This is a genomic window from Sphingobium sp. B10D7B (assembly GCF_025961955.1).
GTDB lineage: Bacteria > Pseudomonadota > Alphaproteobacteria > Sphingomonadales > Sphingomonadaceae > Sphingobium.
The window spans coordinates 2,687,516-2,702,417 of sequence record NZ_JAOQOQ010000001.1 but is presented as its reverse complement, the minus strand read 5'-3'; the positions used below and the strand labels follow the sequence as shown (position 1 = coordinate 2,702,417).

Below are 14,902 nucleotides of genomic sequence, written 5' to 3'. Positions count from 1 at the left end.
TCATGGGTCGGGAGACAAAGGCATGGGTGCCGATGGCAGCGGGGTGGAGATCAGCAAAACTGCTGAAGGCTGGGCTGGCGACATGGGGCGCAACTGGCTCGCCAATCTGGATCGGCTTGAGGGGATGATCGACCCGATCGGCGCGGTGGCGCTGGCTCGGGCGGACTTCCAGCCGGGCGAGCGTGTGATCGATGTCGGCTGCGGCGGCGGTGGCACCAGCCTTGCCATTGCCCGGGCGGTCGCGCCGGACGGGCATGTCACCGGCGTCGATATCTCGTCCGACCTCATCCTGTCCTGCGGTGCGCGTGCAACGCTCAGCGGCCTGCAGAATGTCAGCTTCGTCTGTGCCGACGCCGGTGCCGCGCCGATCAACGGCGCGCCATTCGACCGGCTGTTTTCGCGCTTCGGGTCGATGTTCTTTGCCGAGCCCAAGGTGGCGTTTCGCAATCTGCGCGGGCAGGTTCGCGACGGCGGCCGTATCGATCTCGCGGTCTGGGCGGCGCCACCGGAAAATCCCTGGATGCAGCTGATGCAGCAGGCGCTGAAGGATCTGCTGCCGGCACCGGATGGGCGGCCGGATCCCAGAGCGCCCGGCCCGTTCGCCTTTGCCGATACGGCATGGCTGGGAGAGGTGCTGGCGCATGCCGGCTTTGCGGAGATGGACGTGGCGCCGTGCCTGCGCGACCTCCCCGTCGGCGGACCCGGCGCGAGCGCGCAGGATGCTGCGACCTTCGTGCTGTCGGCCATGCACATCGGCAATCAGGTCGCGTCTGACCGGATGCCCGAGGCGCATGCTCGCCTCGCGGCGGCCTTTGCGCCACATCATGTGCCGGGCCAGGGCGTCATGCTGGCCGGCAAGGCTTTGCTGGTGAGCGCCGTCGTCGCCTAGATTGGAACCGGCGCGCCCGGCTTGGCCATGTCGCGCACAAAAAGAAGGGCCGGCGCAAGGCCGACCCTTCCCGTTTAGCGAAAACGCTGGATCAGAACTTGCCGACGAGGCCGACCATGACCTGATGGCGCTGCATGCTGATGCCGGTGTCGACATCGTCGAACTTCAGCTTGCCATAGTCGGAGAAGCGGTACTCGCCACGGATGCCGAAGCGGCCGAAGCTGTACTCAACGCCGGCACCGAGACGATAGCCGTCGAGGTTGTCGCCGTCGCTGACGGAGTCGACGCCGTCGGTGTAGCTCACCTTGAGGCGGGCGTTGGTGTAGCCGGCCTTCGCGTAGATCAGCGCGTTGGGGGCGAGCTTGGCGCCAGCGCGGACGCCGACGTACAGATCGCGCGCTGCTGACAGGGACAGCTCATCGCCCGTCACGAACTGGTCCGTGACCGATTCCTTGACCTCGGAGTCAGCGGCTTCCACTTCGACGCCAACCACAGCGGAACCGAGATCGGCATTGTAGCCGAGGCTCACGCCATAAGCGAAATCATCGCTGCTTCCATTGTCGACGCCGTCGCTCAGCCGCACCGAATCATAGCCGCCGAGGACCGCGAGGCTCAGGCCGGAGAAGGTGGGGCCTTCCTGCGCAGCGGCAGGGGTGGCAACGATCACGGCGGCTGCGGAAGCCAGAACAGCAAGTTTCATTGTATTTTCCTTGTTTTAATCTCGCCTTCTGCACGAGGCGGACGGGCCGCTTATGGAGCCCGGTTAACGGGGTCAACCTTCTCGTGGTTACGATGCATCACTAGTGGCGCCGCATTGTTGCAGATATGCAACATATCTGGCCAAGCGAAACATGAGGATTTTTCGTTCGTCCTCGGGGGTGCTGAGGCCTAGCTGTCCCGTGTCAGCTCATCAGGCTTGCCGGGATGGCGCTCCAGTTCGTCGCTGAGCGGATCATGCGCCAGCCCTTCAAGTCGCGTGCCGGAAACATATGCAGCGCGGCCGAGCAGCTGCGCGCCGATCGGGAGGGTGATGAGCAGGAACAGGATCGTCAGCCCGCTGGTCCAGTTCAGCTCCGCGATGTCGGCCGCCAGCACGACGCCGAGTAGCATCAGCGTTGCGCCAAGCGTGCCGGCCTTGGTGGCGCTGTGCATCCGCTGCAGGGGATCGCGCAGCCGCACGATGCCAATGGCGGCGATGAGTAGGAAGGCGGTGCCGCCAATCAGCAGGGCTATGGCGAGGATCATCATTGCCGCCTCCGCTTGCGTTCCAGGAACACGGCGAAGGCTGCCGTGGCGACGAAGTTGATGAGCGAGATGCCGAGAGCGATGTCCAGAAAGGCGCCGCGCCCGGTTGCGAGCGTGGTCAGCGCCGCGAACCCGACGGCGATGGCGGTCAGCATGTCGAGTGCCACGAACCGGTCGGCAAAGCTCGGCCCGGTCACCATGCGCCAGCCGGCGAGCAGGAAGGCCAGCGCCAGCGGCACGGCGAGAACAGTGGTGAGCGTCGCCATATCGATCATCGCTCCAACTCCATGATCCAGCGCTCGTAGATCCGCTTGAACCGCGCGATGGTCGTCGCCGCATCGGCGGTGTTGAGCACATGGACGTAGAGGCTGCGCTGGTCCTCGGAGACATGCAGGCAGGTCGATCCGGGGGTGAGCGACATGAAATAGGCGAACAGGGCGATGGCCCAAGGCCGCTGCAAGTCCGTCTCCACGCGGATGATCGCAGGGGCGGTGCGGATGCGCGGGGACAGGACAATCCTGGCAACCGCGAGCGAGGCGACGAGGAGATCCCACAGGAACATCGCGACCAGCGCCAGTCCGGCGCGCAGGCGGCGGGCGGGCCTCATAAGCCGCCTCCGCTGACGGCGGCTAGCGCGCGGCTGGAGAGGAGTGAGAGCGTCCACAGGCTTTGTGGCAGCAGGCCGATGGCGATGGTCGCGCCGGAGAGGATCGCCATGGCGATCAACCCCGCCAGCGGCACCTTGCGCACCGGCTTGCCGCGCGGTTCCTTCCAGCAGGCATCGGACCAGAAGATGGACATGGAGACGATGGTCATCAGCCCGCCGATCAGCGCGATAATGCCCAGCCAGGCCATGCCTGCATCAAAGCTTTCGCGAATGACGATGAACTTGGCCCAGAAGCCGGAGAGGGGCGGGATGCCCGCCAGCGACAGCACCGGCACGGCGAGCACCAGCGAAAAGAGCGGGTTTGTCCGCGCCATGCCGCCTGCCCGCGTGAGATCCCAGCTTCCGCTGGCCCGGCGGACCAGGCCGGCACCAAGGAACAGATTGGCCTGCACGATGATCGAGTGGACCATGTAGAACACCGCGCCGGCAATCCCCTCGCGCGTGGCGATCGCCAATCCGATGGTCATGTAGCCCACCTGCGCGACGATATGGTAGGCGAGGATGCGGCGCATGTCTGTGTGTGCCAGCGCGCCCGCGCAGCAGATGAGAATGGTCGCCGCCGCGATCCAGCCGAACACTGGCACCATCTGCGCGGCGCCGATGCCGCCCGCGCCCACGCCGAACACCCCGGCGAAGACGAGCAGCAGCGCATAAAAGCCCATCTTGGTGAGCAGGCCGGCGAACACGGCCACGGCGGTGAGTGGCCCGGTATGATAGGAGGCCGGCAACCAGAGGTGGAAGGGAAACAGCCCGGCCTTGAGCGCGAACCCGGCCATTAGCAGCGCGGTCGCTGTGGCGGAGGCGAAGCTGGGCGGGCGGCTGGCGAGTGCAGCGGCGGCCGCGCCGACGTCCAGCGTGCCGGTGATCCCGTAGATCATGCCGACGCCGAGCAGGATGAAGGTCGCCGCCAGCATGGAGAAGCTGGCATAACGGATGGCGCCGTCGATCTGCGCCGGGCGGCGGTCCAGCGTCAGCAAGCCCAGTGCGGCGATCAGCGCCAGCTCGAACCAGACGTAGAGGTTGAACAGATCGCGGGTCAGGAACGCGCCGTTCACCGCGCCGGTCATCGCCAGCATCAGCGCGTCATAGCCGGCGCGGCGGCGGCGCGGGCCGACGTCGACCAGCGCGTAGATCGCTGCGGCAAAGGCGATGAGCGCCGTGACAACCACCAGCACCAGCCCCGGCATCGTCGCCGAGAAGCTGATCGAGATGCCGTGCGGCCAGCCGCCGAAGACGGTGAGCGGGACGAGGTTGCCGCCATTGGCCTGCACGAAGAGCAGCAGCGAGACGACCAATAGCAGGCCGTTCGTGATCAGGCCGATGGCGCGGGTGAGCGCGATGCGCGCGCGCAGGATGAGCACCAGTGCCGCACCGATGAAGGGCAGGATGACGGGCGCGGGCAGCAGCAGCGCATCAGTCATCGGTCAGCTCCCGCTCCTGCGGCGTGCCCAGCGCTTCGGCGGAATCGACGTTGCGCGCATCGATGCTGTGGCTGTGACGCCAGGCGCGCAGCACCAAAACGGCGAGCATCACCGTGAGCGCGAAGCCGATGACGATCGCCGTGAGGATCAACGCCTGCGTAATCGGATCGGCGGACTCGCCCAGCGCGCGCTGGCCTTCGCCCACAATGGGCGGCTGCCGGCTCTGGATGCGCCCGGCAAGGAAGATGAGGATGTTGACCCCCGTCGCCAGCATCGAAAAGCCAAGCAGCATCTTCACCAGATTGCGCGAGAGGATCATGTAAAGCGCGCAGGCGATGATGCCTGCGCCGACGGCGCCATAAAGCAGGGTCATCGCGTCGCCTCCCGCTGGAGGCCGAAGTGGAAGGCCAGCACCGCGCCGAGTACCACGAGATAGACGCCCAGATCAAAGATCAACGTGGTCGAGAGGGCCGGGATGAGGCCGCCCGGCTCCCACCAGAGATGCGTCAGGAATGGCTCGCCGGTTATCAGGCCGGGCAGGCCAGCGAGCAGCACGCATAGCATGCCCAGGCCCACCAGCGTCAGGGTGCGCAGGCGCAGCACGCGCTGGGCGTGATTGACGCCATAAGCCAGTGCCAGCAGCGCAAAGCTGAGAGCCGCGACCAGCCCGCCGACGAAGCCGCCGCCTGGCTGGTTATGACCGCGGAACAGAATGACCAGCGAGGCGAGCAGCAGCAGCAGGCTGATCCAGCGCCCGGCAACCTGCAGCGAGAAGTGGACCGGCTCGGGACCGGGCACCGGCCCTTCACTGCCCCGGCTGCGCAGCAGCGAGCGCGCCATGACGGCCGCAATGGCAATCACGATTGTCTCGCCCAGCGTATCGATGGCGCGGAAATCCACGAGGATGACGTTGACGACATTATGGCCGTGCGCCGCCGCGAGGCTCATCTGACCAAAGAAGTGGCTGGCGGCGGACACATGTTCGCGCGCGGCCATGTCCATCACCGCCAGGAACAGCAGCGCGCTGATGCTGGTTGCGAGCAGGGCATCGCGCTTGCGCATGGCGCGGGTGCGGGTCGCCGGGCTGGCGAGCGGTACGGCCAGTAACAGGGCGGAGAGCAGCACGACGAGCAGCGCTTCGACGGTGAACTGGGTGAGCGCAAGATCGGGCGCGCCGTTCATCAAAAAGGTAATCGCGGCGGCAAAGCCGGCAAGGCCGGTGGCGATCATGCCGCTGAGCAACGTATTGGCGCGAGCAGCGGCAATGGCTCCGCCGAGCCCGATGAGCGCGACCAGCGCCTCGCCCGGCCGGAAATCGCCGGGGAATGGGATGTCAGGCGCGACGCCGGCCTTCGCCACCGACCAGGCGATCAGCAACCCGGCGCCGCCGACCACCGCCAGCAGATAGCGGCGCAGGTCGCCATGCTGGAGCGCGTCCGTCAACTTGCGGGAGGAAAGGATCAGGTTGCGCAGGCTGATTTCCCACAGCGGCTCGATCTCATAGGTGTTGAACTGCTTGGTCTGCCGCAGCCAGATGTGGATCTTGCGCCAGAAGGCCACGATCAGCGCGCCGATGGAGACCACGACAAAGCTCAGCAGCAGCATCGGCGTGAGGCCGTGCCACACGGTCAGGTCCACCTCCACGGCCCGACCGTAGACCGAGGCGACCGCCGGGCGGATGGCGACGCGCGTGATCCAGTCCGGCGCGAGGCTCATGAACAGGCCGGCGGCAGAGAGAAGCAGCGGGGGCATCACGAGCGAGAAGGTCTCGCCATGCTGCACCTTGTTCACCTTGCCGCGGCCCATGAAGAACGGCCGCAGCGTCACCACCCCGGCCACGCCGACCATGACGGCGTTGACCATCACGGCGATGGCCAGCGGGATGACTTCCCAACTGCTCTCCAACTGCGCCTGGAACAGGAACTCCTTGGAGATGAATCCGATGAACGGCGGGATGCCGGCCATGGAGAGGCTGGCGCCAAGGCAGGCCAGCGCCGTCAGCGGCAGATGCCGGGCAAGCCCGCCCATAGCGCGCAAACTGTAGAGGCCCGTCGCGTGCAGCACAGATCCCGCGCAGAAGAACAATGCCGCCTTGTAGAGCGCGTGCGCGAACAAGAAGCCGATCATCGCCACCGACGCCGCCGGCCCGTCCAGCCCGACGAGCAGCACGAGAATGCCGAGCGATGCGACGGTGGAATAAGCCAGCGCGGATTTGAAGTTCTCGGCCCGCAAGGCCTGCAACGCGGCGACGAGCATGGTGACGCAGGCCACGGTGATCAGCGCGCCCCGTCCCCAGCTTTCCGCGCCGATCACCGGCTCGAACCGGGCGAGCAGATAGATGCCCAGCTTCACCATCGTCGCCGAGTGCAGATAGGCCGAGGCGGGCGTTGGGGCCTGCATCGCGTTGGGCAGCCAGAAGTGGAACGGGAATTGCGCGGACTTGGTGAAACCCGCGATCAAAATGCACACGACGATCGCCGTGCCCCACGGGCTGTCATGCAATTCGCCAACCCGCGCCACCGCCTGCGCCATGGAATAGGTGCCGAGCACATGGCCGATCATCGCGACGGCCAACAGCAAGGCGAGACCGCCGAACGCCGTCACCTGCAGCGACATCAGGGCCGCCCGGCGGGCGCGGGCGCTGCGTCCCTCAAAGCCGATGAGGAGGAAGGAGAGAATGCTCGTCGCTTCCCAGAAGACGAGGAAGACGAGCAGATTCTCGGCCAGCACCGCGCCGAGCATCGCGCTGAGAAAGAGCAGGATGTAGCAGAAGAAACGGGCACGTTCGGCCGGCGACTTGTTGGTGAGATAGCCGCCGGCATAGATCGTCACCAACCCGCCCAGCCCGGTGATGAGTAGGCAGAGCAGGAAGGAGAAGCCATCCAGGCGAAGCGTGAAATCAAGGCCGAGCCAGGGTGCCCATTCGGCTGCTTCCCCCTTCACCCAGCCCCGTTCCACGAACTGCGCCATGTTTACGAACGCCGCGAGCAGGCCGAAGGGGAAGAGGGCGATCACCATGCCCGCACCACGCCCAATGACGTAGGCCAGTAGCGGCATCAGGCAGGCGCCGAGGAAGGAAATCAGCAATATCGTCAGCATCTGACAAACCTAATGCACAGTTTTGCCTGATGATGCAGCACCCAATGGCCGCGCGGGGGCGTTTTCTCGCTCAGAATGCAGAGGCAACGCGCGGCGCAGTCAGGAAGGGTTGGCGAAACCGGTTCGTCCCGCTTATCAAAGCCGGATGATCGATCGTCGCGATTTTGCCCTGGCTATGGGCGCGAGTGTTCTGCTGGCCGGCTGTGCCGACAAGCGGGAGGGGATGAATGACCCGGTGGCCCGCCTGCAGGCGATGGAGCGCGCGATCGGCGGCAGGCTGGGCGCGCTCGTGCTCGATACCGGCAGCGGACGCAGCTTCGGCTGGCGGACTGACGAGCGCTTCTGTCACTGCTCGACCTTCAAATTGTCCTTGGCGGCGATGGCCCTGCGCGAAAGCGACGCCGGGCGCCTCGATCTGGCGGAAGAATTGAGCTTCAGTCAGGCGGACCTCGTCGCCTACGCGCCCGTGGTGGAAGAAAATCTCGCCAAAGGGCGCTTGCCTATCCTCACCTTGGCCCAGGCGATTCAGATCACCAGCGACAATGCCGCCGCCAACATCCTGATGCGCCGGCTCGGCGGCCCGGAAGCGTTGACCCGCTTTTGGCGGGAGATTGGCGACAGCACGAGCCGGCTGGATGGCTATGAACCGGAGATCAATGTGATCCCGGCCGGCACAGAGCAGAACAGCACCACGCCAGCGGCAATGGCGCAAACCGTGCGCAAGATCGTGCTTGGCGATGTGCTCAGCGCGGCCAGTCGCGACCGACTGAGGGACTGGATGGTGCAGACCCAGAGCGGGCGCAATCGCATCAGGGCCGGCATTCCCGCCGACTGGCAGGGCATGGACAAGACGGGCACCGGGATGCGCCAGGGCGTTGGCAACAAGACAAACGATCTGGCGGTGTTGGTCCCGCCGGGCGGACACAGTCCGCTGATCGTGATCGGTTATGTCGAGACGCCGACCTTCGCCGAAGACGTCCGGCCGCAAGACGAAGCCGCGCTCAAGGCGCTGGGCGCGCTTGCAGTCAGTTGGAGCGCCTGATCGCCGTGGGCGACCAGGATTTCGTTATTCCCGCGCTCGCGGAAATCCAGTTCCACGCCTGCGCCGGGAAGTAACGTCCGAGCTGGATTCCCGCGTTCGCGGGAATGACGAAGGTGAAGCGCCTTCGCGATTAACCCTCTGCACCTAAAACCTAATCCACGAACGCCCGCTCGATCACATAATCCCCCGGCTTGGCATTCGAGCCCTCCTCAAAGCCGAGCGCGTCGAGGCGGGCGGAAAAGTCGCGGATCATCGCCATCGATCCGCACATCATCACCCGGTCGGTTTCGGGGTCCAGGCGCGCGGGGCCGCTCAGGCCGCGGAACAGCGTGCCGTCGTCGATCAGGGCATCGAGCCGCCCCGTGGTGCGGAAAGGCTCGCGCGTCACCGTGGGGCAGTAATGGAATTGCAGCAGGGCCTGATCCTGCACCAGCGGATCGCCGGCGAGTTGGCTTTCCAGATCGGTGCGGCATGCCAGATCGGCGACCGTGCGCACGCTGTGTGCGAGCATGACCTGGCCGAAATACTCATAGACATCCGGATCGCGCACGAGGCTGAGGAAGGGCGCGAGGCCCGTGCCGGTGGAGAGCAGGAACAGGCGGCTGCCGGGCCGCAGGGCGTCCATCACCAGCGTGCCGGTGGGCTTGCGGCCAAGATAGAGACGGTCGCCGGGCTGAATCTTGCACAGGCGCGAGGTGAGCGGGCCATCCTCGACGCGGATCGAGAGAAATTCCAGTTCCTCGGCATAAGCGGGGCTGGCGATGGAATAGGCGCGCAGCAGCGGCCGCCCATTCTCACCCGGCAGGCCGAGCATCACGAACTCGCCGGAGCGGAAGCGGAAGCTCGCCGGCCGCGTGATCGCGAAGCTGAAGAGATGGTCGTTCCAGTGCTTCACCCAGCGAACGGATTCCACGCTGAGTGCGCCGGTCGGCTCGAGCTCGAAGCCGTGATGGGTCATGTCATTCATTGGGGAACCTTACAGTGGCGGGATCGAACATGGGCAGCGCGGGCCAGAGTTCAACCGCCCGTAGCGCCGCGCCGAGCGAATCCAGCGCCATACGTAGCGCCGGGGCGCCCTCGGGCTGCACGACAAGCGCGACCGTCGCGGGCGTTTGATCCGCGTGTGCCCCGCCGGGCAGGCGGATCAGGCTGAGCAGAAGCGCCTCGCCATCGCTGAGCCGGGGGCTATCGACGTCCGCAAAGGACAGCTTCTCGCGCGCGTGACCGTTCAGCACCGCCATCATCATGTGGAAATGCGGGAAGCCGGCCATGAGATCCGCCTTGTGAAAGGCGGGGCCGACATCGCCGCACGGGCAGCGCCCGCAAGAGACCGCCTTTGCCCAGTGCCGCATGGCCCAGACGAGCAGACGGCCGCCACGATCGAGCAAGGAAAGCGGGCAATCCAGAAACGCATACATAGGCAATCTCTCCCGTGGCAGTCAGGGGCGATGGCAGGCGGCGCTGGCGCCGGCAAGGCCAGCGCGCATATCGCCGGTGGAAGGACGTCCCCGGCCCGCTGCACCTGCAGGCCGGGAACGTCCGCGCCGCGCGAAGAGGGGTTCGCGCGGGTGAAGGCGTTGCGACTGCACTGATCTGCTAATGACAATGAATCGCATTAACAGCGTCATGCCGATCGCTGTGGACGTCGTCAAGCGCGATCTGCATCTTTCGCTTCATCCAAGCACCGAGCGGTGATGCGAAGGATCAACTGGCATCCCGCACCATGCCCCGCTATGCGCGGCCAGCGGCGATTGCGTGGCATCGAGTCAGCGCCGTCGCACGAACGGGCAGCATCAGGATGCGCTGCCTGAAGCAAGGAGAACCATCTATGCCCGCCCTGCGCCCCGATATCGATCCCGATGGCCTGCTCGAATATTCGGTGGTCTTCACGGATCGCTCGCTCAATCATATGAGCCAGGCTTTCCAGGGCGTGATGCGCGATATCCACGCCACCTTGTGCGAAGTCTACAACGCCGAGCGCGCGGTGGTCGTCCCCGGCGGCGGCACCTATGCGATGGAGGCGGTCGCCCGCCAATTCGCCACCGGCGAAAAGGTGATGGTCATCCGTAACGGCTTCTTCTCCTATCGCTGGACGCAGATTTTCGAGGCGGGATCGATCCCCGCGTCGGAAACGGTCATGAAGGCCCGCCGCATCGGCAATGGCGGCGCGGACCAGCCTTTCGCGCCCGCGCCTGCCGACGAGGTCGTCGCCACCATCCGTGCCGAGCGGCCCGCCGTCGTCTTCGCGCCGCATGTCGAGACCGCCTCGGGCATGATCCTGCCGGACGATTATATTCGCGCCGTCGCGGACGCGGTGCATGAGGTCGGCGGCCTCTTCGTGCTGGATTGCATCGCCTCGGGCTGCATCTGGGTGGACATGGTCGCGACCGGCGTCGACATCCTCATTTCCGCCCCGCAAAAGGGCTGGTCCGCGCCGCCATCGGCTGGGCTGGTGATGATGAACGCTGCTGCGCTTGAGCGCTGCCGCGCCCGCCAGTCGACCAGCTTCGCGATTGATCTCGCCAAGTGGAACAGCATCATGGAAGCCTATCTGAACGGCGGCCATGCCTATCATGCCACCATGCCCACCGATGCGCTGCGCACCTTCCACAAGGCGATGATGGAGACCAAGCAGATCGGCTTCGAGACGCTGCGCGCCGCGCAGTGGGAGCAGGGCAATGCCGTGCGGGCGATGCTGGCGGAGCGCGGCGTGCGGTCGGTCGCCGCCGATGGTTTCGCCGCGCCGGGCGTGGTCGTGGTGTTCACGGAGGATGCCGCGATGCAGACCGGCAAGCCCTTCGCCGCGCTCGGCCTGCAGGTCGCCGGCGGCGTGCCGCTGATGGTGGATGAAGGCCCGGATTATCGCAGCTTCCGCATCGGCCTCTTCGGCCTCGACAAGCTCAAGGACGTGCCCGGCAGCCTCAAGCGGCTGGAAACGGCGTTCGATCAGCTGTTCTGAGCTGATCCGTTAGCCCTCTCCTGGGACCAGGAGAGCGTTGGGCTGGCTGGATACTTTGCCGTTCTTCACAGGAGAGCGCGCAAAAGCGGACTGTTGGGACACGACGCCATCGCGGCCCTTCTCACGCCGTCACCCCGGGCTTGACCCGGGGTGACAAAAGAAAAAAGGGCTGCTCTCCCCGCCTTTTCAGAGATATCAATCTCCGCCCGCGAAGCATCCAGCCGACTGGCTGCATCCTGAACAAACGTTCCGCCAGCTGGATGATGCGAACCCGCTTCTTTTTGACCGTACCAGGCCGGTGAGCCATTGCCGCAGCCGCTACAACAGGCCGTGTTCGGCGAAGCTGAAGACGGCCTGACCGGCGATAACCCAGTGGTCTGCCACATGAATGTCCAAGGGGCGCGCCGCTTTGCAGATTTGGTCCGTCATGATCCGGTCGGCCTTGCTTGGTTCGGCGATGCCGGAGGGATGGTTGTGGGCAAGAATGATGTGCGCCGCCCCGAGGATGATCGCGGTCATGACGATTTCGCGGACATAGACCGGGGTGCTGTCATATCCCCCGGACCAGTGGGTACGGCTCTCGATGACGTGTTTGAGCTGGCTCAGATAGACCACATGGAAATGCTCGACGCGGCAATGCCCGATTTCCGCGGCAAGGTGACGTTTCAGCTTGGCAGCATCGAGCGGCTGTCTGGCCTTCAGTGCTTCCGATGCCAGCACACTGGGATGAAGACTGCGAAAATCCTTGATCGCGCGTATCTGGGCCTCTGAAGCGCCCTGCAGTTTGAGCACGTCCGGGGGGGCGTGGACCAGCTCCGCCAGCGAGGCGAACTTACCGGAAAGCTGCTTTGCGATCGCCCAAGGCCGAGGCAAGCCGTAAAGCGAAAAAAGACCTGTCAAAAGGCTCAAGGAATGCTTCATCGGCCGTTTGATGATCCGTGAAATGGTCATGCTTCTGAGATGCATTAACCATAATTTGGACCATAGGTGCCTGTAAAGCGGACTTATGTCTACAATTCTACATAAGTTGTGGACAAAAATCCCGACCCTTACAATTCTCGCAGGGCCCGCGAGGGCCGCAGCGACATCAGTGGGATCGATCCAGCCAGCCCAATGCCCAGCGTGATGATCGCGCCGCCCGCCAGTGTCGCCAGCACCACGCCCCAGTCCGGCGCCCAGCCGAACTCGAAGACCTGCACAATCACGTACCAGGCCGCGCCCATGCCCAGCGCCAGCGAGACCAGCGCCAGCGTGGCAGCGAGCAGCGCATATTCCATCGCCTGCGTGCCGAGGATCTGCCATCGCGTCGCGCCCAGCGTCTTGAGGATCACGCTGTCATAGCTGCGCGCTTGCCGCGAGGCAGCGATGGCGCCGATCAGCACCGCGACGCCCGCGAAGATGGCGATGGAGGCCGCCGCCACGATGGCGCCGGACATCTGCTCCAGCAGCCCGCTGATCTGCTCCACCACCTCCGCCACCGCGATCACGGAGACGCCGGGGAAGGCGGCCAGCAGCGCGCGCGTCACGCCCGCGCCTTGCGCCTCGTCCATGGTGATGGTGGCGGTGAGGCTGTGCGGCGCGCTCGCCAGCGCGTTGGGGGAGAAGACCATGACGTAGTTGAACCCCATGCTGTCCCAGTTCACCTTGCGCAGCGAGGCGATCTTCGCCTCGATCTCGCGGCCGAGCACGCTCACCGTCATGCTGTCGCCGATCTTGAGGTTGAGGGTCTTCGCTGCCTCTTCGTCCAGCGAGATGAGCGGCGGACCGGCATAATCGGGCGTCCACCACTGGCCCGCGACCAGATCGCTTCCCTCCGGCAGCGTCGCGCTATAGGTCACGCCGCGCTCGCCGCGCAGGAACCAGGCGCCTTCGGGCAGCGTCTCCATGTCGGCGACGCGCTGCCCGGCATAAGCGACGATGCGCCCGCGCAGCGCCGGGACGACGTTCAGCTCCGCCGCCGGCGCCTCTTGCGCCACGATCTGCCGGAAGCGCGCTTCCTGATCGGACGGAATATCGAGCACGAACTGGTTGGGCGCCTTCTTGGGCACCGTCCGGTCGATCTCGGCGGTGAGGCTGGTCTGCACGCCCGCCAGCGTCACGAACAGCGTGAGGGCGAGCCCCAGCGCGATCACCAGCGCGCTGGTCTGCGCGCCGGGGCGATAGAGATTGGCGATGGCGAGGCGCCAGAGCGGCCGGCGTGGGCGCGGCACCCGCCTTGCCAGCGCGCTGATGCCCCAGCCGAGCAGCAGCAGCAGGCCGAGCACCGCCGCCGTCGCCCCCAGCACTGCAGCCGAGAACAAGGGCTCGCGCGCCGTGCCGAGCGCAATCGCCAGCACCGCCAGCACGCCCAGCACCACGCCCGCCACGCTGCGCCGGTCCAAGCGGCTGCGCGGCTCGACATGCGCGCGCAGGATCGCGGCGACCGGCAGCGTCCGCGCGCGGTCCAGCGGCGGCAGGGTGAAGATATAGGCGATCAGCAGGCCATAAGCCGCGCTGGTGATGAGCGGCAGTGGATGGATGCGGAAGCCCGGCTGCACCGGCAGCACGTCACCCAGCACGGCGATCAGCGCCGGCGGCAGCAGCGCGCCCGCGATCAACCCGCAGGCAATGGCGATCGCCGCCACGGTGCCGATCTGCATCAGATAGATCCGCTCGATATCCGCCGAGGTTGCCCCCAGCACCTTGAAGGTCGCGATGCCGCCACGCTTGATCGCGAGATAGGAGGAGACGCCATTGCTCACCCCGATGCCCGCGATCACCAGCGCCGTGAGGCCGATGAGGCTCAGGAACTGCCCCATCCGCTCGATGAACCGGCTGGTGCCCGGCGCCGCATTCTCCCGGTCGCGGAACGACCAGCCCGCCTCGGCCTGGTCGTCTTCCAACCGCTTGCGCAGCGCCTCGACATCGGTGCCTGGCGCCACGCGCACGCGATATTTGCTCTCATAGAGGCTGCCCGGCTGGATCAGCCCGGTGCGCCGCAGCCCGTCGAGCGAGACGATGGCGACCGGCCCCAGCGTGAAGCCTTCGCCAACCCGGTCCGGCTCGTCGGCGATGATGCCGGCGATGGTGAAGGTCGCGGTGCCATAGCGCAGCGCGCCGCCGGGCTTGATCTGCAGCCGCTCCGCCAGCGCCTCGCCGATCAGGATGCGGTCGGCGGGCAACTGGGCATAGCTCCCCGCGCGGAGCAGCAGCGTGCCATAAAGCGGATAGGCGCCATCAACGCCCTTGAGTTCGGTCAGCACCGCCGCCGGGCCATCCGTATCGCCGGCCCCCACTGCATTCGCCATCGCCCGCAGCCGGATGGTCTCGCTCATCGTCCCCAGCGCGCGCAGCGTCTGCTTCTCGGCTTCGCTCGCCTCGCGCTGGCTCATCCGCGCCTCGATATCGCCGCCCAGGATCGTCTGCCCCCGTGCGGAAATCTCGCTGGTGATGGAGGTCGTCAGGCTGCCGATCGCCGCCAGCGTCGCCACGCCGAGTAACAGACAGACGAACAGCAGCCGCAGCCCGCGCAGGCCTGCGTTCAGGTCGCGCCGGGCAATGGACCAGCTCGCCCGCAGGCCCAAAGCCCTCATGCGCGCCG

At 66.1% G+C, this 14,902-nt stretch carries 14 protein-coding genes; 3 read left to right on the top strand and 11 right to left on the bottom strand.

Features of this window, described 5'->3' with window-relative positions:
* The first annotated feature begins 22 nt into the window (after positions 1-22).
* Positions 23-889 (top strand): class I SAM-dependent methyltransferase, encoded by an 867-nt coding sequence (locus M2331_RS12845; protein ID WP_181560640.1) that lies wholly within the window; start codon positions 23-25, stop codon positions 887-889.
* Positions 890-980: 91 nt separating this feature from the next.
* Here M2331_RS12845 and M2331_RS12840 read toward each other — a convergent pair whose 3' ends face one another.
* The 7 genes from M2331_RS12840 to mbhE all read right to left on the bottom strand — a co-directional run bounded on the left by M2331_RS12840 (position 981) and on the right by mbhE (position 7,321).
* Positions 981-1,589: an outer membrane protein gene (locus M2331_RS12840; protein ID WP_181560639.1), complete on the bottom strand. Its 609-nt coding sequence runs from the start codon at positions 1,587-1,589 to the stop codon at positions 981-983.
* A 188-nt stretch (positions 1,590-1,777) separates the two neighbouring features.
* Positions 1,778-2,137, bottom strand: a complete 360-nt coding sequence (mnhG, locus tag M2331_RS12835; protein ID WP_181560638.1) for a monovalent cation/H(+) antiporter subunit G — start codon at positions 2,135-2,137, stop codon at positions 1,778-1,780.
* Positions 2,134-2,409, bottom strand: coding sequence for a monovalent cation/H+ antiporter complex subunit F (locus M2331_RS12830; protein WP_181560637.1), 276 nt, complete (start codon positions 2,407-2,409; stop codon positions 2,134-2,136). The genes mnhG and M2331_RS12830 overlap by 4 nt, the downstream gene beginning before the upstream one ends.
* Positions 2,406-2,741 carry a Na+/H+ antiporter subunit E gene (locus M2331_RS12825; RefSeq protein ID WP_181560636.1) on the bottom strand — a complete coding sequence of 112 codons (336 nt, stop codon included), beginning with the start codon at positions 2,739-2,741 and terminating at the stop codon, positions 2,406-2,408. The genes M2331_RS12830 and M2331_RS12825 overlap by 4 nt, the downstream gene beginning before the upstream one ends.
* A complete protein-coding gene (locus M2331_RS12820) occupies positions 2,738-4,222 on the bottom strand; it encodes a complex I subunit 5 family protein (RefSeq protein WP_181560635.1) in 1,485 nt (494 codons plus the stop codon). Before M2331_RS12820 ends, M2331_RS12825 begins: the two co-directional genes overlap by 4 nt.
* Positions 4,215-4,595, bottom strand: a complete 381-nt coding sequence (locus tag M2331_RS12815) for a sodium:proton antiporter (RefSeq protein ID WP_264571306.1) — start codon at positions 4,593-4,595, stop codon at positions 4,215-4,217. Before M2331_RS12815 ends, M2331_RS12820 begins: the two co-directional genes overlap by 8 nt.
* Complete coding sequence (gene mbhE, locus M2331_RS12810) at positions 4,592-7,321, bottom strand: hydrogen gas-evolving membrane-bound hydrogenase subunit E (protein WP_181560634.1); 2,730 nt, start codon at positions 7,319-7,321, stop codon at positions 4,592-4,594. Before mbhE ends, M2331_RS12815 begins: the two co-directional genes overlap by 4 nt.
* A 145-nt stretch (positions 7,322-7,466) precedes the next feature.
* On the opposite strand from mbhE, the gene bla reads away from it, so the two are divergent.
* Positions 7,467-8,363 carry a class A beta-lactamase gene (gene bla / locus M2331_RS12805; protein ID WP_181560633.1) on the top strand — a complete coding sequence of 299 codons (897 nt, stop codon included), beginning with the start codon at positions 7,467-7,469 and terminating at the stop codon, positions 8,361-8,363.
* A gap of 151 nt (positions 8,364-8,514) precedes the next feature.
* Here bla and M2331_RS12800 read toward each other — a convergent pair whose 3' ends face one another.
* Both M2331_RS12800 and M2331_RS12795 read right to left on the bottom strand, forming a co-directional pair.
* Positions 8,515-9,330: a ferredoxin--NADP reductase gene (locus M2331_RS12800; protein ID WP_181560632.1), complete on the bottom strand. Its 816-nt coding sequence runs from the start codon at positions 9,328-9,330 to the stop codon at positions 8,515-8,517.
* On the bottom strand, positions 9,323-9,781 hold the full coding sequence (locus M2331_RS12795) for a hypothetical protein (protein WP_181560631.1): 459 nt from the start codon (positions 9,779-9,781) through the stop codon (positions 9,323-9,325). Before M2331_RS12795 ends, M2331_RS12800 begins: the two co-directional genes overlap by 8 nt.
* Positions 9,782-10,191: 410 nt before the next feature.
* Between M2331_RS12795 and M2331_RS12790 the strand changes: the two genes are divergently transcribed.
* Positions 10,192-11,322 (top strand): aminotransferase class V-fold PLP-dependent enzyme, encoded by a 1,131-nt coding sequence (locus M2331_RS12790; RefSeq protein WP_181560630.1) that lies wholly within the window; start codon positions 10,192-10,194, stop codon positions 11,320-11,322.
* A 318-nt stretch (positions 11,323-11,640) separates the two neighbouring features.
* Here the strand turns inward: M2331_RS12790 and M2331_RS12785 are convergent, their stop codons facing one another.
* A complete protein-coding gene (locus M2331_RS12785) occupies positions 11,641-12,273 on the bottom strand; it encodes a JAB domain-containing protein (RefSeq protein WP_181560629.1) in 633 nt (210 codons plus the stop codon).
* Between the two features lie 98 nt (positions 12,274-12,371).
* The gene (locus tag M2331_RS12780) at positions 12,372-14,894 is read right to left on the bottom strand and encodes an ABC transporter permease (protein ID WP_181560628.1); all 2,523 of its coding nucleotides are present in this window, start codon (positions 14,892-14,894) and stop codon (positions 12,372-12,374) included.
* Between the last annotated feature and the right edge of the window lie 8 nt (positions 14,895-14,902).